18 protein-coding genes are annotated in these 19,419 nt (G+C 70.3%); 4 read left to right on the top strand and 14 right to left on the bottom strand.

All coding sequences use genetic code 11. From position 1 onward, the window contains the following. Window positions 1-131 precede the first annotated feature (131 nt). The 8 genes from FHS29_RS21435 to FHS29_RS21400 all read right to left on the bottom strand — a co-directional run bounded on the left by FHS29_RS21435 (window position 132) and on the right by FHS29_RS21400 (window position 6,012). On the bottom strand, window positions 132-860 hold the full coding sequence (locus tag FHS29_RS21435; protein WP_184693048.1) for a ComEA family DNA-binding protein: 729 nt from the start codon (window positions 858-860) through the stop codon (window positions 132-134). A gap of 85 nt (window positions 861-945) precedes the next feature. Continuing rightward, window positions 946-1,788: a DegV family protein gene (locus FHS29_RS21430; protein WP_184693047.1), complete on the bottom strand. Its 843-nt coding sequence runs from the start codon at window positions 1,786-1,788 to the stop codon at window positions 946-948. Between the two features lie 11 nt (window positions 1,789-1,799). Next, window positions 1,800-2,531 carry a diglucosylglycerate octanoyltransferase gene (gene octT / locus FHS29_RS21425; protein ID WP_312865030.1) on the bottom strand — a complete coding sequence of 244 codons (732 nt, stop codon included), beginning with the start codon at window positions 2,529-2,531 and terminating at the stop codon, window positions 1,800-1,802. Beyond that, complete coding sequence (locus FHS29_RS21420) at window positions 2,528-3,142, bottom strand: histidine phosphatase family protein (RefSeq protein WP_184693045.1); 615 nt, start codon at window positions 3,140-3,142, stop codon at window positions 2,528-2,530. Before FHS29_RS21420 ends, octT begins: the two co-directional genes overlap by 4 nt. Continuing rightward, the gene (gene rsfS / locus FHS29_RS21415; protein WP_184693043.1) at window positions 3,139-3,525 is read right to left on the bottom strand and encodes a ribosome silencing factor; all 387 of its coding nucleotides are present in this window, start codon (window positions 3,523-3,525) and stop codon (window positions 3,139-3,141) included. Before rsfS ends, FHS29_RS21420 begins: the two co-directional genes overlap by 4 nt. Before the next feature lie 69 nt (window positions 3,526-3,594). Further along, window positions 3,595-4,188, bottom strand: coding sequence for a nicotinate-nucleotide adenylyltransferase (gene nadD / locus FHS29_RS21410; RefSeq protein WP_184693041.1), 594 nt, complete (start codon window positions 4,186-4,188; stop codon window positions 3,595-3,597). A 227-nt stretch (window positions 4,189-4,415) separates the two neighbouring features. Continuing rightward, a complete protein-coding gene (locus FHS29_RS21405; protein ID WP_184693039.1) occupies window positions 4,416-4,637 on the bottom strand; it encodes a ferredoxin in 222 nt (73 codons plus the stop codon). Between the two features lie 109 nt (window positions 4,638-4,746). After that, window positions 4,747-6,012 (bottom strand): glutamate-5-semialdehyde dehydrogenase, encoded by a 1,266-nt coding sequence (locus tag FHS29_RS21400; RefSeq protein WP_312865029.1) that lies wholly within the window; start codon window positions 6,010-6,012, stop codon window positions 4,747-4,749. Between the two features lie 121 nt (window positions 6,013-6,133). Between FHS29_RS21400 and FHS29_RS21395 the strand changes: the two genes are divergently transcribed. Genes FHS29_RS21395 through FHS29_RS21385 form a run of 3 tightly spaced genes read left to right on the top strand, consistent with a single transcriptional unit; the run spans window position 6,134 to window position 10,063 of the window. Next, complete coding sequence (locus FHS29_RS21395; RefSeq protein ID WP_446689067.1) at window positions 6,134-8,215, top strand: RecQ family ATP-dependent DNA helicase; 2,082 nt, start codon at window positions 6,134-6,136, stop codon at window positions 8,213-8,215. Continuing rightward, complete coding sequence (locus FHS29_RS21390; protein WP_184693035.1) at window positions 8,212-8,754, top strand: GNAT family N-acetyltransferase; 543 nt, start codon at window positions 8,212-8,214, stop codon at window positions 8,752-8,754. The genes FHS29_RS21395 and FHS29_RS21390 overlap by 4 nt, the downstream gene beginning before the upstream one ends. A 43-nt stretch (window positions 8,755-8,797) precedes the next feature. Continuing rightward, a complete protein-coding gene (locus tag FHS29_RS21385) occupies window positions 8,798-10,063 on the top strand; it encodes an MFS transporter (protein ID WP_184693033.1) in 1,266 nt (421 codons plus the stop codon). 2 nt (window positions 10,064-10,065) lie between these two features. Here FHS29_RS21385 and proB read toward each other — a convergent pair whose 3' ends face one another. The 6 genes from proB to FHS29_RS21355 all read right to left on the bottom strand — a co-directional run bounded on the left by proB (window position 10,066) and on the right by FHS29_RS21355 (window position 17,546). Then, window positions 10,066-11,181: a glutamate 5-kinase gene (gene proB, locus FHS29_RS21380; RefSeq protein WP_184693370.1), complete on the bottom strand. Its 1,116-nt coding sequence runs from the start codon at window positions 11,179-11,181 to the stop codon at window positions 10,066-10,068. Window positions 11,182-11,192: 11 nt separating this feature from the next. Then, window positions 11,193-12,644 (bottom strand): GTPase ObgE, encoded by a 1,452-nt coding sequence (gene obgE / locus FHS29_RS21375; protein WP_184693031.1) that lies wholly within the window; start codon window positions 12,642-12,644, stop codon window positions 11,193-11,195. A gap of 119 nt (window positions 12,645-12,763) precedes the next feature. Further along, a complete protein-coding gene (gene rpmA / locus FHS29_RS21370; protein WP_121003139.1) occupies window positions 12,764-13,027 on the bottom strand; it encodes a 50S ribosomal protein L27 in 264 nt (87 codons plus the stop codon). Window positions 13,028-13,041: 14 nt separating this feature from the next. Next, window positions 13,042-13,356: a 50S ribosomal protein L21 gene (rplU, locus tag FHS29_RS21365; RefSeq protein WP_121003137.1), complete on the bottom strand. Its 315-nt coding sequence runs from the start codon at window positions 13,354-13,356 to the stop codon at window positions 13,042-13,044. Between the two features lie 229 nt (window positions 13,357-13,585). Continuing rightward, window positions 13,586-16,597: a translation initiation factor IF-2 N-terminal domain-containing protein gene (locus tag FHS29_RS21360; protein ID WP_184693029.1), complete on the bottom strand. Its 3,012-nt coding sequence runs from the start codon at window positions 16,595-16,597 to the stop codon at window positions 13,586-13,588. A 175-nt stretch (window positions 16,598-16,772) separates the two neighbouring features. Further along, complete coding sequence (locus tag FHS29_RS21355) at window positions 16,773-17,546, bottom strand: TIGR03936 family radical SAM-associated protein (protein WP_184693027.1); 774 nt, start codon at window positions 17,544-17,546, stop codon at window positions 16,773-16,775. 245 nt (window positions 17,547-17,791) lie between these two features. On the opposite strand from FHS29_RS21355, the gene FHS29_RS21350 reads away from it, so the two are divergent. Further along, window positions 17,792-19,357, top strand: coding sequence for a S8 family peptidase (locus tag FHS29_RS21350; protein WP_184693026.1), 1,566 nt, complete (start codon window positions 17,792-17,794; stop codon window positions 19,355-19,357). The last annotated feature ends 62 nt before the right edge of the window (window positions 19,358-19,419 follow it).

The raw sequence follows: 19,419 nt of genomic DNA, 5'->3' as shown, positions 1-19,419 counted from the left end.
CCTCCTGGTCGTTCGTTGTGGTGACGGGTCGAGCTGCGGCGGGGGGTCGAGTTGCGGCGGTTGGAATCGAGCAGCGGCGGCTGGGTGGAGCAGTGGCGGTTGGGGTAGTACGAGGCGGTTGAGCGGATGTGTCAGAGGCGGACGAGGTCGCCGAGTTTGGCCAGTTTGGTGTCTCCTATTCCTTCGATCTCGCCGAGTTGGTCGACGGAGGTGAACGGGCCGCGTTTCAGGCGGCGTTCGACTATTCGCTGTGCTGTCACGGGGCCTACGCCGGGCAGTTCGTCCAGTTGCTCCTTGGTCGCGGTATTGAGGTTGAGGGGTTCGGGTCGGGAGTCCGGGGCGTGGGCCGGCATGCCGACCGCGATCTGCTCGCCGTCGGTGACCCTGCGGGCGAGGTTGAGGCTGCGGAGATCGGCATCCGGGTTGGGGCCGCCGGCCGCCTGCACCGCCTCGGCGACGCGGGCACCACTGGTGACCGTCACCAAACCGGGCTTGGGAACTTCTCCGACGACGTTGACGATCGCGTGGTCGGGGAGCTTGGTCACCTCCGCCGCTGCCATTGGCAGATCCGGTGGCGCCTCAGGCTCAGGGTGCCGCCACCACAGGCTGAGCGCGACGGCCAGTGCCACGCCGGCCAGCACGCCCGCGTAGATCACGGGACGACGGAGCAGCGCCGGGTCGGGTAGCCGGCGGCGGAGGATTCCGTGCAGGAGTGCGCGCAACCGGCCGGGCGGACCGGCGCCTCCGGACGAGGACGCGAAGACGACCAGCGGGGCGTCCGCAGCCCGGTGTTTGCCTTGGGCCTTGGCGATCAGGGCGTCGAGTCGGGCTGCTGTGGAATCCGGGTTGTTCTCGAACATGTGATCGACATTAGGCCGGATGGCACAGTGGGGGCAGTGGCGATTTCGGATCTGTGGACAAGTTTTGAGGCTGTGGATAACTCGGCTACTCGTAGCTGCCGGGAAGCACCACGACACCCAGCACACCGGGGCCGGTGTGCGCGCCGATCACCGCTCCCACCTCGGAGATCAGGCATCCGGTCGAGCCGGGAACGCGCTCGTCCAGGCGGGTCGCCAGCTCCGCCGCGCGTTCCGGAGCCGCCAGGTGGTGCACAGCCAGACTGACCGGGCCGGAACCTGCGGCGGACGCCGCGAGGTCGACCAGGCGACCGATCGCACGGCCCATCGTGCGGACCTTCTCCAGCGGCACGATCCGGCCGTCGTCCACGTGCAGCAGGGGTTTGACCGCCAACGCCGTCCCGACCAAAGCCGCCGCCGCGCCGATCCGACCTCCCCTCCGCAGGTGGTCCAAGGTCTCGACGCAGAAGAACATCCGGGTCCGCTCGGCCGCACGGGCCGCGGCCTCCTCGGCGCTCTGCCCTTTGTCACCGGCCACGCACGCCGCCAGCACCGCGAAGCCCAGACCCATCCCGGTCGCCCGCGAGTCCACCACCCGGATCCGCTTCGGATCGACCTCCTCGGCCGCCAGCCGAGCCGCTTCCCAGGTCCCGGACAGCTCGCGGGACAGGTGCACCGACACGATCCCGGCCGCGCCCTCCGCGAGCGCCGACCGGTACACCTCGGCCAACTCGCCGGGCGTGGGCCTGGACGTGGTCACCCGGCGGTGCTCCCCCAGTGCCGCCGCGAGTTCCACCGGCCCGAAATCGATACCGTCGAGCCTGCTCCGGCCGTCCACCGCGACGTGCAGCGGGACGACCCGGATGCCGTGCCGCTCGGCGAACCCCTCCGGCAGGTACGCCGTGGAGTCGGTGACGATCGTGGTGGACACGAGTGCCGAGACTACGGCTCGCCCGCACCCGAGTGGCTGATCGCCACGGACCTGATGAGATCCGCCATGGCCGCGCCCACCAGCGCGTGCCCTTCCCAGCCCCAGTGCATGCCGTCCGGGTTGCCCCGCCGCGCCCGCAGGTGTTCCCCTACCAAGGCGGGGACGTCGAGCAGCGGAACGTCGACCCTCGAAGCCCACGCCCGCAGCGCGCGCTCGGCCGCAGGACGCCCTGTGTGCACGTTCGCGTACAGAGGGGAACGGTGCACCGAGGGCGTCATCCCGACCGCTTGAATACCCGGCTCGAACGCGTGCACCGAGCGGACGCACGAATCCAGGTACCGCACCGTCAGATGCGGCGGCAACGCCACCGGAAAGCCTCCGAGCAGGCGGGACAGCGCAGGCTGAAGCGCCCGATAGGTACTCCGCGCACGCCGGCGCAGCCCATCGGGACGCAGGTAGCGCAGGCCTTGGCGCAAGAACGTCGGCAGCGGCGAAGGCAGCGTGTCCATGTGCCCCACAGCCAGCACGAGCACGTCCGTGCGCGGCAGCAGGGACCACACACGCGGATCGCCCGTCAGCGCCCACCAGGCGTCCCGAGCGGTCCACCCGAACCCGGCCACCAGCTCCGCATGTCCGCCCAGCGCGGAGGCGGCCACGTTCGGCCACAACTGCGGGTGATCGGCGGGCAGTGGTCCCTGCGGACCGTGGAACGTCAGCGAGTCGCCCAGGACGAGCAGTCTCACCGGGTGGTTCCGGCGTTGTACGACGACAGTCGCCAGCGCCCGTCACCGTGAGGACGCCGGGTGAACACCGTCCAGTGGCAGTTGCCGATGCCGCCCAGCAGCGCCCACCGGTCCACCGGCAGGTCGAGCAGCCGTCCGGTCAACGCGCTGATCAGCCCGCCGTGCGCGCACAGCAGCACGGTCCCGGAGAACTCCTCGTCCACCGCTTCGACCACGGCCAGCGCGCGTTCGGCCACCTCCACCCGCATCTCGCCGTCCGGCGGTGCGAGTGTCCCGTCCGCGCGCCACGCGTCGAGCATGCCCGGCCACTCGATCTCGATCTCGTCGCTGGTCAGGCCCTGCCACTTGCCGAGGTTCGTCTCCCGGAGCCGTTCGTCGATCCGCAGCCCGATGCCGGTCACGGAGGTGAACACGGTCGCGGTGTCGCGGGCCCGCCGCAGGTCGGAGGCCACCACCAGCTCGGGGGCGAACCCGGCGAGCACCGGCACCGCGAACCGCGCCTGGTTCCACCCGGTCTCGGTCAGCGCCGAGTCCAGGTGGCCCTGCATGCGCCCGGTCGCGTTGTAGTCGGTCTCACCGTGCCGCCACAGCACGAGCCGGTTCAAGGTCATGCCTCGGCGACCTCGTCGGCTACCGGTCCGGCGTCGAACTCGATGCGCGGGCAGTCCTTCCACAGCCGTTCGAGGCCGTAGAAGCTGCGTTCGTCCACGTGCTGGACGTGCACCACGAGGTCGACGAAGTCCAGCAGGACCCAGCGGCCTTCGCGGGCGCCCTCGCGGCGGACCGGCTTGCGACCCGCTTCCCGCAACTTCTCCTCGATGTTGTCCACGATCGCACCGACCTGCCGCTCGTTCGGAGCGGACGCGATCACGAACACGTCCGTGATCACGAGTTGGTCGGACACGTCGAGCACGATCACGTCGTGCGCCTTCTTGTCGGCTGCCGCGTTCGCGGCGACCAGCGCCAACCGTCGTGCCTCGTCGGTGGCTGCCACGTTTCTCCTCATCACCTCGGCGGACGCCGATACGCCCGCACGAGTCAATGAGGGTACCGGCGTCCGCCGTCAGTCCGGCACCGAGTAAAGCCGGCGCTTGCTGATGTACTGAACGACACCATCGGGCACCAGGTACCAGACGGGCAGGCCGGCGGCTGTGCGGTCCCGTACGGCGGTGGACGAGATGGCCATCGCGGGCACTTCGACGAGGGACACCGCGCCGCGTGGCAGGTGGGTGTCGTTCAACTCGTAGCCGGGCCTGGTGACGCCGATGAAGTGGGCCAGGCTGAACACGTCGTCGGCGCGCCGCCAGGACAGGATCTGTTCCAACGCGTCGGCGCCGGTGATGAAGAACAGATCAGCGTCCGGGTGCATGGCCTTGAGGTCGTTGAGCGTGTCGAACGTGTAGGTCGGCCCATCCCGGTCGATGTCGACACGACTGACCGAGAACCTCGGGTTCGACGCGGTCGCGACGACCGTCATCAGGTAGCGGTCCTCGGCGGGGCTGACCTCGCGTTCACTCTTCTGCCACGGCTGGCCGGTCGGCACGAAGATGACTTCGTCGAGCTCGAAACGGGCCTGGACCTCGCTGGCAGCTACGAGGTGGCCGTGGTGCACCGGGTCGAAGGTGCCACCCATGACGCCGATCCGGCGGTTGGACATGGAAGGTGAGCCTAGTTCGAGTGGTGCGCGGGCGGCCGGTCGCTCCCCGAACAGCCGCCCGCGCACTCGGACTCCCCGTCCGCGGCCTTGGGGGAGGAGGCCGCCTACGCGGGACGCGGCCCACCCCGAAGCAGAGCCGCGCGACAGTGGGACACCGCTCCCACTCGGCCATGACGCGAACGGCTGAAGATTTCCGGCCCGATCAGGGTGATACCTGTCACAGAGGGTCAGATCTGCGGCGCGACGACCGCTCCATCGGAGTCCCGCACGAGAATCGCCTCCACCGGACACGACTCGGCCGCGTCGACGATCGAATCGTCCGGATCCACCGAATCCGCGACCGGTATGGCCCCGGCGTCCTCCAGCCGGAAGTAATCCGAGGCTGTCGCGGTGCACATACCCGTGCTGATGCAGGTGCTCCGGTCGACTTCAAGACTCCACTTGCCCATCGAGCTACCACCCTCACCGGAAGACTGCGGTCAACGAACCAGTCTGCCCGTCTTGGTGGTCACGTCGTCCGCCGATCGGAGGCTCAGGAGCCGCCGGAGCACCGTCAGCTCACGACGACGGCCGGATGTGCCCCTCGCCCCACGCGATCCACTTGGACGAGGTCAGCTCGGACAGCCCCATCGGGCCCCTGGCGTGCAGCTTCTGGGTGGAAATACCGATCTCGGCACCCATGCCGAACTCCGCGCCGTCGGTGAACGCGGTCGAGGCGTTGACCATGACCGCCGCCGCGTCGACGCGTGCCGTGAACTGGCGTGCGGCACGAACGTCGCTGGTCACGATGGCTTCGGTGTGGCCAGAGCCGTGAGCCGCGATGTGTCGCACCGCGTCGTCCAGCGAGTCGACAACACGGGCCGCGATGTCCAGCGACAGGTACTCGGTGTCCCAGTCCTCGTCGGTGGCCTGCGCGACGCCGTCCTGGCGGGCAAACGCCCCGTCCCCGTGGACGGTGACGTCCTGAGCCTGGAGCGCGGCCGTGATGCGGGGCACGAACTCGTCCGCGATGGCGGAGTGCACCAGCAGCGACTCGGCCGCGTTGCACACGCTCGTGCGGCGGGTCTTGGAGTTGAGCACGATCCGCTCGGCCACGTCGAGGTCGGCCGATGCGTCGACGTAGACGTGGCAATTGCCCACGCCGGTCTCGATCGTCGGCACGGTGGCCTGCTGCACCACCGCGTTGATCAGCCCGGCACCGCCGCGCGGGATCACCAGGTCGACCAGGCCACGCGCGGTGATCAGATGGGTGACCGAGGCGCGGTCGTGGCACGGCAGCAGCTGCGTGCAGTCGGCGGGCAGGCCTACGGTCTCCAGGGCGTCCCGCAGGATCGCGACCAGCGCGGTGTTCGAGTGCTCGGCGGACGACGAACCGCGCAGCAAAGCTGCGTTGCCGGACTTCAGCGCGAGGCCGGCGGCGTCGACCGTGACGTTCGGGCGGGCCTCGTAGACCATGCCGACCACGCCCATCGGGACGCGGACCTGGCGCAGCTCCAGGCCGTTCGGCAGGATCGAGCCGCGCAGCACCTCGCCGACCGGGTCGGCCAGGCCCGCCACGGTCTCCAGGCCCTTCGCCACGCCGTCGATGCGCTTCTCGTCGAGCGCCAGGCGGTCCAGCAGGCCTTCGGACAGCCCCGCCGCGCCCCCGGCTTCGAGGTCCTTGGCGTTGGCTTCGAGGACTTCGTGGGCACGGGCCCGCAGCGCGGCGGCCATCTCGTGCAGCGCGGCGTCCTTGCGCTCGCGGGTGGCCAGGACGAGTTCGTCGGCGGCGACGCGGGCGCGCCGGGCGGCGGCGTGCACCTGTTCGCGCAGGTCGTCAGTCACGTGAACCAGACTACGTTCACCCGATGGTGGCTGTCGCCGAGGTTCCCAGCCGACGGGACCTGTCCTCGCGATGAAGGAATCGCAATTAGAAACTGTCGTACCTCTCTGCCATGGTGGGCGGGTGGACGAAATGGCATTGCGCGAACTGGCCGAAGAGCGACTGAGGGCTTTGGCGGGCCCTCGGGCAGTGCTGCGCGATGACCAGTGGACAGCCATCCACGCCCTGGTCGCCGAACGGCGGCGGGCGCTGGTGGTGCAGCGGACGGGTTGGGGCAAGTCCGCTGTGTACTTCATCGCCACCGCGCTGCTGCGGGCACTGGGCGAAGGGCCGACGGTGATCGTGTCGCCGTTGTTGGCGTTGATGCGCAACCAGGTCGACGCGGCGGCGCGTGCCGGGGTGCACGCGGCGACCATCAACTCGGCCAACACCGATGAATGGCAGAACGTGCAGGACCGGGTGACCGGCGGCGAAGTCGACGTGCTGCTGGTATCACCGGAAAGGTTGAACAATCCGGATTTCCGTGACTCGGTCCTGCCTTCGCTGACATCATCGGCAGGGCTGCTGGTGGTGGACGAGGCGCATTGCATCTCCGACTGGGGCCATGATTTCCGGCCCGACTACCGGCGGCTGCGGACGTTGCTGACGGAACTCCCGGCCGGGGTGCCGGTGCTGGCGACGACCGCGACGGCCAACGACCGGGTGGTGCGGGACGTGGCCGACCAGCTCGGGTTGGGAGCCGGTTCGGACACGCTGGTGCTGCGCGGTCCGCTGGACCGGGAGAGCCTGCGGCTGGCGGCGGTCCGGCTGCCCAGCGCCGAGGCCCGGTTGGGGTGGCTGGCCGAGCGACTCGACCGGCTGCCGGGTTCGGGGATCATCTACACGCTGACGGTGGCGTCCGCCGACGACGTGGCGGCGTTCCTCCGGGAGCGCGGGTACGCGGTGGCGGCGTACTCGGGCCGCACCGATCCGGCGGAGCGGCAGCGTGCGGAAGAGGATCTGCTGGCGAACCGCGTCAAGGCGCTGGTGGCGACATCGGCGCTGGGCATGGGGTTCGACAAGCCGGACCTGGGGTTCGTGGTGCACCTGGGCGCACCGCCCTCCCCCATCGCCTACTACCAGCAGATCGGGCGCGCGGGCCGTGGCGTGGAGCGGGCCGAGGTGCTGTTGCTGCCGGGTCCGGAGGACCGGGACATCTGGGCGTACTTCGCGTCCCTGGCGTTCCCGCCGGAGCACGTGGTGCGGCAGGTGCTGGACGCGTTGGCCGAGGCGGGGCGGACGATGTCCACGGCGGCGCTGGAGCCGTTGGTGGAGCTGTCCCGCACCCGGCTGGAAGTGGTGCTGAAGGTGCTCGACGTGGACGGTGCCGTGCGTCGGGTGCGTGGCGGGTGGGAGTCGACCGGGAGGTCGTGGTCCTACGACGAGGAGCGGTACGCGCGGATCGCGGATGCGCGGAAGGTCGAGCAGCGGGCCGTGCTGGACTACCTGTCCACAACGGGGTGCCGGATGGAGTTCCTGTTGCGGCAGTTGGACGATCCGCACGCGGCACCGTGCGGGCGCTGTGACAACTGCACCGGCCAGGGGTGGTCGGCGGAGGTGTCCACGGATGCCTCGTCGGCGGCGCGGGAACGGCTGCTGCGGCCCGGCGTGGAGGTCGAGCCGCGCAAGCAGTGGCCGACCGGCATGGCTGCGGTCGGGGTCGGGCTGTCCGGTCGCATCCCGGCGGGCGAGGCGGCCCTGACCGGGCGGGCGTTGGGGCGGTCGACCGACATCGGGTGGGGCAACCGGTTGCGGTCGCTGTTCGGTGGCGAGGACCAGGAGGTGCCGGAGGACGTCTTCGCCGCGTGCGTGAAGGTGCTGTCCGCGTGGGACTGGCAGGAGCGGCCAGTGGGTGTCGTGACGGTGGGTTCACGCGGCCGTCCGGAGTTGGTCGGGAGTTTCGGGCGGCGCATCTCGGCCATCGGACGGCTGCCGTTGCTCGGCCAGGTGTGGCTGGGCGAGTCCGTGCGGCGGGCGAACAGCGCGCAGCGGTTGGCCGGCCTCGTGCGGTCCACCGACGTACCCGATCTGTCCGCAGTGGATGGACCGGTGTTGTTGGTGGACGACCAGATCGACACCGGCTGGACGATGACGGTCGCGGCGCGGCTGTTGCGTCGGGCGGGCGCGCCGGCCGTGCTGCCGTTCGCTTTGGCGGTCACAGCATGACCCTGAGGACGAAACGGCTGGCACTGCGTCGTTTCCGTCCGGACGATGCGCCCGCGTTCGCGGCGTACCGGTCGGATCCGGAGGTGGCCCGGTACCAGTCGTGGGAGCCACCGTTCCCACTGGCGTCGGCCGAGGAGTTCATGCGGGAGATGGCGGTGCTGGACCCGGTCGAGCCGGGCTGGTTCCAGTACGCCGTCGACCTGGGCGGGGTGCTCGTCGGCGATGTCGGCGTGAACCTGCACGAGAACCGGAGGCAGGCGGAGATCGGCTACACGATCGCGACCGCTCACCAGGGCAATGGGTATGCGACCGAGGCGGTGGGTCGCATCCTGGAGCACCTGTTCGTCGAACGTGGGCTGCACAAGGTGTCCGCCGAGTGCGACGCACGCAACGAAAGTTCGGTGAAACTGTTGGCACGGCTGGGTTTCCGACGTGAAGGGCACCTGGTCGAACACACCTGGATCAAGAACGAGTGGACCGACGACCTGTTGTTCGGCCTGCTCGCACGGGAATGGAGGCCTGTCGAACGAAATCGGTGAGGGATCTACCGACTGGGCACACTTTGTGGTTCTGTGTCCAACCATGGCAGCCGTCGAAGTCAAACACCGACTACCGGTCCGCAAGCTCGTCGCGGCCAGTATCGGGAATGCCATCGAGTGGTACGACTGGACGATCTACGCGACGTTCAGCATCTACTTCGCCACACAGATCTTCCCGAAGGACAACGAGCAGCTGGCGTTGATCAACACCCTGGCGACGTACGCCTTGGCGTTCTTCTTCCGACCGCTCGGCGGCTATCTGCTCGGGCGGTTCGCCGACCTGCGTGGCCGGCGGACGGCGATGATCTTCACCATCGCGCTGATGGCGGGCGGGTCCGTGGCGATCGCGGTGCTGCCCACCTATGCGCAGGTCGGGTGGTTGGCGCCTGTTCTGCTGGTGGTGGCTCGGATCGCCCAGGGGCTTTCACTGGGCGGTGAGGTGTCGAACGCGTCGGCTTACCTCGGCGAGATCGCACCGGCGGATCGGCGGGGGCGCTATTCGGCGTTCTTCTACATCTCGACCGGTGTCGCGTTGTTGGTGGCGTCGTTGCTCGGGTTCACGTTGGCCCGGACGATGGACGCGGCCGACCTCGCGTCGTACGGGTGGCGGATCCCGTTCCTCGTCGGTGGGGTGTTGGGGCTGGTCGGGCTGTGGCTGCGGCGGAATCTGGAGGAGACCGAGCAGTTCGCGCACAACAAGGCCAAGGCCGAGCAGTTGAAGCGGCCGTTGCTGACGACGTTGCGGGAGCACCCGAAGGCCGTGGGTCGCTTGGTGGGGTTCACCATGCTGTCCACGTTGTGCTACTACACGTTCTTCAGTGCGCTGACACCGTTCGCGGTCACCACGCGCAAGGCGGACGCGGTGGATGTGTTCCTAGCGCTGTCGATCGCCACGGTGCTGTTCATCGCCCTCCAGTACCCGATGGGGGCGTTGTCCGACCGGATCGGGCGCAAGCCTCAGCTGTTGGTGTGGTCGGCGGCGACGGCTGTGCTGGTCGTGCCGTTGTCGACGCTGATCGGTCCTGGGCTGGGCGGGCTGGTCGTCGTGTTCTGCGTGGGGCTCGGTCTCTACACGGCCATGACGTCGATCGCCCCGGCGGTGATGAGCGAGCTGTTCCCCACGGAATTGCGCGGGTTGGGGATCGGCGCTTGGTACAACCTGACGGTCGCGTTGTTCGGCGGCACCGCGCCGCTGGTCATCAAGCTGCTGCCGGGCACGACGTTCTTCTGGTACGTGGCGGTGGGTGCGGCGGTCGCGTTCGTGGTCATCCTCACGTTGCCCGAGACCAAGGGCAGCGAGCTGCGCTAGTGCTAGTGGGCGGGCAGCGGGACGAGGTCGTCGGCGTGGACGACCTCGCGGCGTTGTTCGGCGGGCAGGTCGTGGCTGGACCGGCCGATCAGGGCGGGCAGTTCGCCTGCGTCGAAGGCGACCACGCCGCGGGCGACCACGTGGCCGGACAGGTCGACCAGTTCGACCACGTCGCCGGCTTCGAACGTGCCTTCGACCGAGGTGACGCCTGCGGCCAGCAGGGACCGGCGACGGGCGACGACCGCGGCGACCGCGCCGTCGTCCAGGGTGAGCCTGCCGGTCGCGTCGGCGGCGTGTCCGAGCCAGAAGCGGCGCGCCGACAGACGTGAACCGGTGACTGCAAACGCTGTGCCCACGTCCGCAGTGCCCAGCGCACGCACGGCGTCCGCCGCACCTGCCAGAAGCACCGGGATGCCGGCTGACGCCGCCAGGCGCGCAGCGGCGAGCTTGGAGGCCATGCCGCCGGTCCCCAGCCCGGACGCGCCGACCGAACCGGCGCGGACGCCGTCGATGTCGGCTGCGCCGGTGACCTCGGTGATGCGTTGCGCGCCGGGGTGTCGCGGGTCGCCGTCGTAGAGGGCGTCGACGTCCGACAGCAGCAACAGGGCGTCGGCGCCGACCAGGTGCGCCACGAGTGCGGCCAGTCGGTCGTTGTCGCCGAAGCGGATCTCTTCCGTGGCGACGGTGTCGTTCTCGTTCACGACCGGTACCGCACCGAGGGCGAGGAGGCGGGAGAACGTGCGCTGGGCGTTGCGGTAGTGCGAGCGCCGGACCACGTCGTCCGCGGTGAGCAGGACTTGGCCGACGGTCAACGCATACCGGCCGAACGAGTTCGCGTAGGCGTGGGCCAGGGTCAGCTGTCCGACGCTGGCCGCTGCCTGCTGGGTGGCGAGGTCACGGGGCCGACGGGTCACGCCCAGGGGTGCCAGGCCGGCGGCGATCGCACCGGACGACACGAGGACCACCTGGCTTCCTGCCGCGCAGCGGGCTGCGACGGCGTCCACCAAGGCGTCCAAACGGGAGCGGTCCAGGCCGCCTTCCGCGGTGGTCAGCGACGACGAGCCGACCTTCACCACGACCCGGCCTGCCGATGCGACGGCCTGCCGAGCCTGTGACAAAACCGATCGGGTCACTCGTCCTCTTCGAAGTCCTCGTGCGCGCCGGGCAGCCGCCGGGCCTTCTTCGCGGCCAGCCGCTCGGACGCGCCGACCCGGCTGTTGGCCTCCAGGCGGGCGTCCGTGCCGCGACCGGTCATGGTCATGGCGATGCCGGCCGGGGTGGTCGGTTCCCAGTCGAACACCAGGTCGCCGATGGTGACCTGGCAGCCGGGCATCGCACCCATCTTGACCAGCACGTCCTCCACGCCGAGCCGGTTGAGCCGGTCCGCGAGGTAGCCGACGGCCTCGTCGTTGCTGAAGTCCGTCTGGCGGATCCACCGCTCCGGCCGTTCGCCGCGCACGATGAAACCGCCTTCGACCTGCGGGTCCTCCACCACGGTGAAGCCCGCGTCGTCCACGGCGGTCGGCCGCAGCACGATCCGGGTCGCTTCCTGCTTGGGGCGCGACGCCCGGTACTCCTCGACCACGCGGGCCAGCGCGAAAGTCAGTTCCCGCAAGCCTTCCCGGCTGGCCGTGGACACCTCGAACACCGGCAGGCCGCGGGCCTCGATGTCCGGGCGCACGATCTCCGCCAAGTCCCGCGCCTCCGGGATGTCGATCTTGTTGAGCACCACGACGCGCGGCCGTTCGGCCAGGTCGTCGGCCAGCGACGGGGTGTACTTCGCCAGCTCTTCTTCCAGCGCGTCGATGTCGGAGATCGGGTCGCGGTCGGGCTCGTAGGTGGCGCAGTCGACCACGTGCACGAGCACCGCGCAGCGCTCGATGTGCCGCAGGAAGTCCAGGCCCAGGCCCTTGCCCTCGGACGCGCCGGGGATCAGGCCGGGCACGTCGGCCATGGTGAAGATGGTGTCGCCGCCGGTGATCACGCCGAGGTTCGGCACCAGCGTGGTGAAAGGGTAGTCGGCGATCTTCGGCTTGGCCGCGGACAGCACCGAGATCAGCGACGACTTGCCCGCCGACGGGAAGCCCAGCAGGCCCACGTCGGCGACGGACTTGAGTTCCAGCACCAGGTCGTGCTGCTCGCCGGGTTCACCCAGCAGGGCGAAGCCGGGGGCTTTGCGGGCCTTGGACGCCAGCGACGCGTTGCCGAGCCCGCCACGGCCGCCCTGGGCCGCGATGAGCCGGGTGCCCTCGCCGGTGAGGTCGGCGACGACCTCGCCGTCGGGCGTGAGCACCACGGTGCCGTCGGGGACGCGCAACTCCAGGTCGGCGCCGTTCGCGCCGTCCCGGTTGCCGCCCTGGCCGCCCTTGCCGCTGCCTGCGGCGGCGTGCGGGCGGAAGTGGAAGTCCAGCAGGGTGTGCACCTGGGAATCGACGACCAGGACGACGTCGCCGCCCTTGCCGCCGTTGCCACCGTCCGGACCGCCCAGCGGCTTGAACTTCTCACGGTGCACGGAGGCGACCCCGTTGCCGCCATCGCCGGCGGCGACGTGGATCACCACCCGGTCGACAAAACGGGACACGGGGAATCACTTCCAAGCGCTAGATGCGGACGTACTCGCTGGAACAGTCTGGTTGAAACACTACTGAGCGCCGTGGTCCGCGCATTCCCGCGGACACACGGCGCTCAGAAGGGACGTACTCAGGCGGCGGACTCGACCGGGACGATGTTCACGGTCTTGCGGCCGCGCTTCACGCCGAACTCGACCGCACCGGGGGTGAGGGCGAACAGCGTGTCGTCCTTGCCGCGGCCGACGTTCACGCCGGGGTGGAACTTGGTGCCGCGCTGGCGGATCAGGATCTCGCCGGCTTTGACGACCTGACCGCCGAACCGCTTGACCCCGAGGTACTGGGGGTTCGAGTCACGGCCGTTGCGGGAGCTGGATGCACCCTTCTTGTGTGCCATGGCTAGTCAGATCCTCACTTACCGGTGATGCCGGTGACCTCGACGCGGGTCAGCTTCTGGCGGTGACCCTGGCGCTTGTGGTAGCCGGTCTTGTTCTTGAACTTGTGGATGCGGATCTTAGGACCCTTGGTCTGCTCGACGACCTTGCCGGTCACCGAGATCTTCGCCAGGGCGTCGGCGGCGGAGGTGACGTCAGAGCCGTCTACCACGAGGAGCGGCGCCGCGAACGTGATCTCGGTGTCCGGCTCGCCTTCGAGCTTCTCGACCTCGATGACGTCGCCGACAGCCACCTTGTACTGCTTGCCGCCGGTCTTGACGATCGCGTACATCGGGACGGAAGTCTCCTGCTACTCGACGGGACGGGGCCACGCGCGCCACAGTGTCACTCGAAAATATCCGTGGACTGGGCTTCGCACGACAGGGCCCACCGGATGGCGGGCCGTGTATCAGGTTACGTGGCGGTGGACAGCGGGGTCAAACCGGGGTGGGTATGGCCTGATTCCGCAGCTCACCGCCGGTACGGCCCCGGTGTTCGCCGGGGCCGTACCGGGTGGTGGATCAGCTCTCCTTGACCGCGCCCAGCGGCGGGCCGGCGGGCCGTGAGGCGGCCCGGCGGGTACGCCTGCGGGTGGCCACCACGGGCTCGTTGTGGCCGTTGAGCGACTGGTCTGCCGCGTTCGCCTCGGCCGTACCGACCTGGGTCGGGGGCTGGACCTGCGGGTGCTCCTGCGGCTCGGCGACGGCCGGGGCGGCCGCCGGGGCCGACTCCGCCGCGGAGCGACGCCTGCGCCCTGCCGGAGCCGCCTCGGCCGGTTGAGCCGCCGGCTCGACCGTGGTCCGCTCGACCTCGGTCCGCGCCGCGGTGGGCTGGACCTCGGTGTGCGTCGCCGTGGGCTGGACTTCGGTTCGGGGCGCGGTGGGCTCGGCCTCGGTCCGGGCCTCGACAGGCCTGGCCTGCGATGCGGTGGGTCCGGCCTGCGGTGCGGCGGGTTCGGCGACGGGGCGCTCGACCTGCGGCCGCACGGCGGTGGGACCCGAATCACCGGACGTCGGAGTGTCGGACGTTGAGGCACCGGCTGCGCTGCCCCGGGCAGAGGTCTCCACCGCTGCCTGGGTCGTGCCCGCTTCGGCACGGACCGCAGCCTCGGCGGACTCCTGGCGGGCCACGGCACCGGCTTCACGACGGGCGCGGCGACGCTGGCGGCGTTCGCGCTTGGGTTCGACGACCGCCTCCTCCTCGACCACGGCCGCGATCGGCTCTTCCGACGTGGACTGCTCGGTGATGGCCTGCGGCTGCTCGGTCGGCTCGACGACGACCTCGGCCACCGGCTCCGGCGTCTCCACGCCCTTGCCGCGCCGGGACTTGCGGCTCTGCTGCTGTTGCTGCTGCTGGCCCTGGCCGTTGGACGGCCCGTGCGAGTGCACCGGCTCGGTCGTCACGACCAGGCCGCGGCCGCGGCAGTGCTCACAGGTGGTGGAGAACGCCTCCAGCAGGCCCGTGCCGACCCGCTTGCGGGTCATCTGGACCAGGCCCAGCGACGTCACCTCGGCCACCTGGTGGCGCGTCCGGTCGCGGCCCAGGCACTCGGTCAGCCGGCGCAGCACCAGGTCGCGGTTGGACTCCAGGACCATGTCGATGAAGTCGATCACGATGATGCCGCCGATGTCCCGCAGCCGGAGCTGGCGGACGATCTCCTCCGCCGCCTCCAGGTTGTTGCGGGTCACCGTCTCTTCCAGGTTTCCACCCGATCCGGTGAACTTGCCGGTGTTCACGTCGATCACCGTCATGGCTTCGGTCCGGTCGATCACCAGGTACCCGCCGGACGGCAGCCAGACCTTCCGGTCCAGGGCCTTGAGCAGCTGCTCGTCGATGCGGTGCTCGACGAACGCGTCGCTGTTGCCGACGTGCCGGCGCAGGCGTTCCTGGAGGTCCGGCGCGACGTGGCGGACGTAGGCCTCGATGGTGTCCCACGCGTCCGCGCCCTGGACGATGAGCGCCGAGAAGTCCTCGGTGAACAGGTCGCGCACGACCTTCACCAGCAGGTCCGGCTCTTCGTACAGCAGCTGCGGGGACTGCGCCTTGGGCGTGTCGGCCTTGTCCTTGATGACCTGCCACTGCGCTTGCAGGCGGGTCACGTCACGGGCCAGCTCCTCCTCGGCGATGCCCTCCGAGGCGGTGCGGATGATCACGCCCGCGTCCTCGGGGACGACGCGCTTGAGGATGTCCTTGAGTCGCTTGCGCTCGTTGTCGGGCAGCTTGCGGCTGATGCCCGTCGCGCCGCCGCCCGGCACGTACACCAGGAACCGGCCGGGCAGGCTGATCTGCGTGGTCAGGCGGGCGCCCTTGTGGCCGACCGGGTCCTTGGTGACCTGCACCAGGACGCTGTCGCCGGTGGAGAGCGCCTGCTCGATCTTGCGGGCCTTGCCCTCCAGGCCGGCCGCGTCCCAGTCGACCTCGCCCGCGTACAGCACCGCGTTGCGGCCGCGGCCGATGTCGATGAACGCCGCCTCCATGGACGGCAGCACGTTCTGCACGCGGCCCAGGTAGACGTTGCCGACCAGCGAGCCGGTGCCCGCCGAGGTGACGAAGTGCTCCACGAGCACGCCGTCCTCCAGCACACCGATCTGCGTGCGGTCACCGCGTTCGCGCACCACCATGGTCCGTTCGACGGCTTCGCGGCGGGCCAGGAACTCGGCCTCGGACAGCACCGGGGCACGGCGGCGACCGGCCTCGCGACCGTCCCGGCGGCGCTGGCGCTTGGCCTCCAGCCGGGTCGAGCCGCGCACGCTGCGCACTTCGTTCTGGGCGGCCTCGGAGTCGGCCTTGTCGTCGCGCGCGTCCCGCGTCTCGCGGACGTGCACGACGGTGTTCGGCGGGTCGTCCTCGCTCGGGGCGGCTTCGTCGTCCGCGCCGACCTTGCGGCGGCGGCGGCGACGCCTGCGACGGCTGGTGCCGCCCTCCGAGTCGTCGTCCGACGGGCCGTCGTCCTCGGCGGGGGCCTCCTCGGCCTCCGCCGCGGCGGGCTCGTCGGCGGTTTCGTCGTCGTGCCCGTCCTCACCGACGCCCTTGCCGCGGCCGCGGCCACGACGGCCACGACGACGGCGGCGGCGGCCTTCGCCCTCGTCACCGGCGTCGTCGGCGGACGCGTCCTCGGCGTGCTCGTCCTCCTCCTCGGCCTCCTCCGTGACTACGACGGGCGTCGGGGCGACGACCGGGGTGGGCGGCAGGAAGACCGCGGACGGCGGCGCGAACAGCGGTGTGAGCGCGGCCACCTCACGTGCCGGCATGGCCGGTTCCTCGGTGGCCTCGTCGACGTCCCCGGTGACGATGTCGTCCCAGCTCAGCAGACTCTCGGCGACTTTGAGCGCCAGGTCGCGGCTGACGCTGGACTGGGCGCCCTTGACGGTTTCGCCCAGGTCGGCCAGCGCGGCCACGACGTCCTTGCTGCTGGTACCCAGCAGCTTCGCCAGCGCGTGCACCCTCAGCTTGTCCGGCAGGTCCGCCAGTGCGGGGTGTGCGGATGTGGCGTTACCCCCGCCGGCGCCGGCGGGATTTTTCGTGTTCGACATGCAGCTCCTCCGCCCCCGGGCGCGTCTGGGGCGACGCGGCCGCGCAGGGGCCTCTCTTGTCCACTCACCGCCGCGGCTGGCGGCGGGAATCCTTTGTTGCGCGCTGTGCGCACGGCACAGCAGGTCCTCAATCTCCCGCGACGACGCCGTCAGCGCCGCTCCGGCGGCAGCCCGGTCAGACCTCCTCCGCCGCCCGGTCAAGGGCCAGCGGGTCGACCAAGCGTCCTTCGTCGTCGAGCCGCCCCTGTGCCATCCGGGTCGCCTTCGCGGGCACCGGCGGAACCAGGTCGGCGACGACTCGGAGCGCGCTCAGCACGTCGTCGGGTCGAACGGTAGGTGTTGTCTGCCGTACGACCGTCACAAGTATCCCACACGGATGTGACAAATCCCGTGCATCGTGTCCCGCGTCGCTCGAATGCATCTGGATCTGCGTCGATCCGGACCCCGTCGGCACGTCGGAACGCACCTCGGCGGAGACCACGGCCGGCCGGACGTCGATCACCTTCTTGCCGTCCTTGGTCAGCCGTTCCACTTCGACGGACTCGGCCGCCAGGAACGCCGTCACGGCTTCTATCAGCCGTTCGGGTGAAACGCCGGGCAGTTCCACCTGCCAGGCGCTGGCCTCGATCCGCTCGGGCAGCGTGCCACCCGCCGCCCGCACCACCTCGATCACGTCCAGGCCTGGCGGCAGCACGGCGTCCAACGCGGTCCGCAGTGCGTCCGGGTCGACCTGTTCCACGACCTGCACCTCAACATACTCGGCTTCGCTGGCCACGCCGGTCGGTGCGGCGCCGACCCACGACACCTTCGGGTGCGGGCTGAACCCCTGGGAGTAGGCCATGGGCACGCCTGCCCGCCGCAGCGCGCGCTCGAAGGTGCGGGCGATGTCACGGTGCGACGTGAACCGCAACCGACCGCGCTTGGCGTAGCGCAGCCGGAGCTTCTGCACCGGCGCGGCCGACGGGTTGGATGGCTGGTGGCGGCTCAGTGCTGCTCCCCTTGGGTACCGGGTGGGGTTCCGACGGGGTAAGCACCCCAACGGTCCACGCTTCTACTCCGGCAGGACGGTACCTTGGTGCCGTTCGACACCGTTGAGCTTGTCTGGTTCGTCCCGCCTGGCTACCGTCCGGCAACAGAGGTCCCACTGACGGCCGCCGCCGTGGTCGATCGGCAGCCCAGCACTGGAGGTCCCCCGTGCCTCTGCTCCGCCGCGTCCAAGCGGTCGCGGTCAGCGCGGCGCTGCTCGCGACCGGCTGCTTCGCGGCGTCCGCGCACGCCGCCACGCCGGGCGGCGAGGCCACCGCCGTTCCCGAGTGCATCCAGCCCGGCCCGACGCTGCGCTACCTGGTCGTGCTGGACATCGGCACCAGCGAGCCGCTGGCCGACGCGATGATCTCGCGGGCGTGCGGCACGACGACCGGCTACTACCCGCAGATCGGCGTGGCCGTGGCGGTCTCCGGCGATCCCGGTTTCGGCCGCAAGATCGGCCTGGACCGGTCCTACAGCGCGCAGGCCGACGGCCTGTCCAAGCGCAACGGCGCGCCGTCCCGGACGAAGGACGACGAGACCTCGTCCAACCGGTCCTACCCGACCGGCACCCCCGACCGGACCGCCGAGCAGTGGGACATGGAGCTGATCCGGGCCGCCGAGGCGCACGCGATCAGCAAGGGCAGCCGGGACGTGGTGGTCGGCGTGCTCGACTCCGGTATCGACCCGACGCATCCGGAGCTGGTCGGCGCGCTGGACCCGGCGCTGTCCGCGGGCTGCACGACGGGTGTGGCGAATCCCTCACCGACCGCGTGGACGCCTACGACGTCCGCGCACGGGACGCACGTCGCGGGCACGATTGCGGCCGCCGACGACGGCTTGGGCACGACGGGCGTGGCGCCGGGCGTGCGGATCGCGTCAGTAAAGGTCGTGGACGACGCGGGGTTCATCTACCCCGAGTACGCGGTGTGCGGGTTCATGTGGGCAGCGGCACAGGGCATGACGATCACAAATAACAGTTACTTCATCGACCCGTGGGTGTTCACCTGTCAGAACAAGACGGGCCAGGCGGTCGTATACGAGGCCGTGCGCCGTGCGGTGGACTACGCGACCGGACGGGGCGTGTTGACCGTGGCGGCGGCCGGCAACAGTGCCGCCGACGTGACCAAGCCGGGCCAGGACGCGCAGAGCCCCACGAACGCCGCGCCGGAAGACGTGAAGCCACGTCCGGTGGACAACACGTGCCTCGTGCTGCCCGCGCAGTTGCGCAACGTGGTGGCCGTGTCGTCGGTGGGGGCGGACAAGGTGAAGGCCGGGTACAGCTCGTACGGGCTGGGCATGGTGGACGTGACGGCGCCGGGCGGTGACCGCAAGCAGCCGCCGGCCGAGGGTCCGGCGTGCGTGCTGTCGACCGTGCCTTCGGGCTACGACTACTCGTGCGGCACGTCCATGGCCACCCCGCACGTGTCGGGAGTCGCGGCGCTGCTCGCGTCAACGCACCCGAAGGCGACGGCGGGCGAGTTGAGCCGGATGTTGAACTCGCAGGCGGAGACCCTGCCGTGCCCCGCCGACTACGACCTCAACGGCACGGGCGTTCAGGACGCCTATTGCACCGGGTATTCGGAGTACAACGGCTTCTACGGCCACGGTTTGGTGGACGCCGAGGCTGCGGTGAAGGGCAACAGGCCCGTCGACGCGACGAAGGGCGCGCCAACCAGCGGTGACGCTGAGGCGCTTCCGAGTGGCGCTGGCGCACTTCTCAAGGAGCGCTGAAGCGCTTCCACTGGAGTCGGTGCGGCTCGCGATGCCTCGCTTGCGGTGCGCGCCGGACGGGG

Source organism: Saccharothrix tamanrassetensis, from assembly GCF_014203665.1.
GTDB lineage: Bacteria > Actinomycetota > Actinomycetes > Mycobacteriales > Pseudonocardiaceae > Actinosynnema > Actinosynnema tamanrassetense.
Note: the sequence above shows the minus strand (reverse complement) of the source record. Positions and strands in the feature narration are given on the sequence as shown.

Bases quoted from the DNA above. Each gene is read 5' to 3' on its own strand.
- FHS29_RS21385 (WP_184693033.1), top strand. From the start codon at position 8,798: ATGGCAGCCGTCGAAGTCAAACACCGACTACCGGTCCGCAAGCTCGTC.
- FHS29_RS21390 (WP_184693035.1), top strand. From the start codon at position 8,212: ATGACCCTGAGGACGAAACGGCTGGCACTGCGTCGTTTCCGTCCGGAC.
- FHS29_RS21405 (WP_184693039.1), bottom strand. From the start codon at position 4,637: ATGGGCAAGTGGAGTCTTGAAGTCGACCGGAGCACCTGCATCAGCACG.
- rplU (WP_121003137.1), bottom strand. From the start codon at position 13,356: ATGTACGCGATCGTCAAGACCGGCGGCAAGCAGTACAAGGTGGCTGTC.
- FHS29_RS21435 (WP_184693048.1), bottom strand. From the start codon at position 860: ATGTTCGAGAACAACCCGGATTCCACAGCAGCCCGACTCGACGCCCTG.
- rpmA (WP_121003139.1), bottom strand. From the start codon at position 13,027: ATGGCACACAAGAAGGGTGCATCCAGCTCCCGCAACGGCCGTGACTCG.
- nadD (WP_184693041.1), bottom strand. From the start codon at position 4,188: ATGTCCAACCGCCGGATCGGCGTCATGGGTGGCACCTTCGACCCGGTG.
- FHS29_RS21360 (WP_184693029.1), bottom strand. From the start codon at position 16,597: ATGTCGAACACGAAAAATCCCGCCGGCGCCGGCGGGGGTAACGCCACA.
- FHS29_RS21420 (WP_184693045.1), bottom strand. From the start codon at position 3,142: ATGACCTTGAACCGGCTCGTGCTGTGGCGGCACGGTGAGACCGACTAC.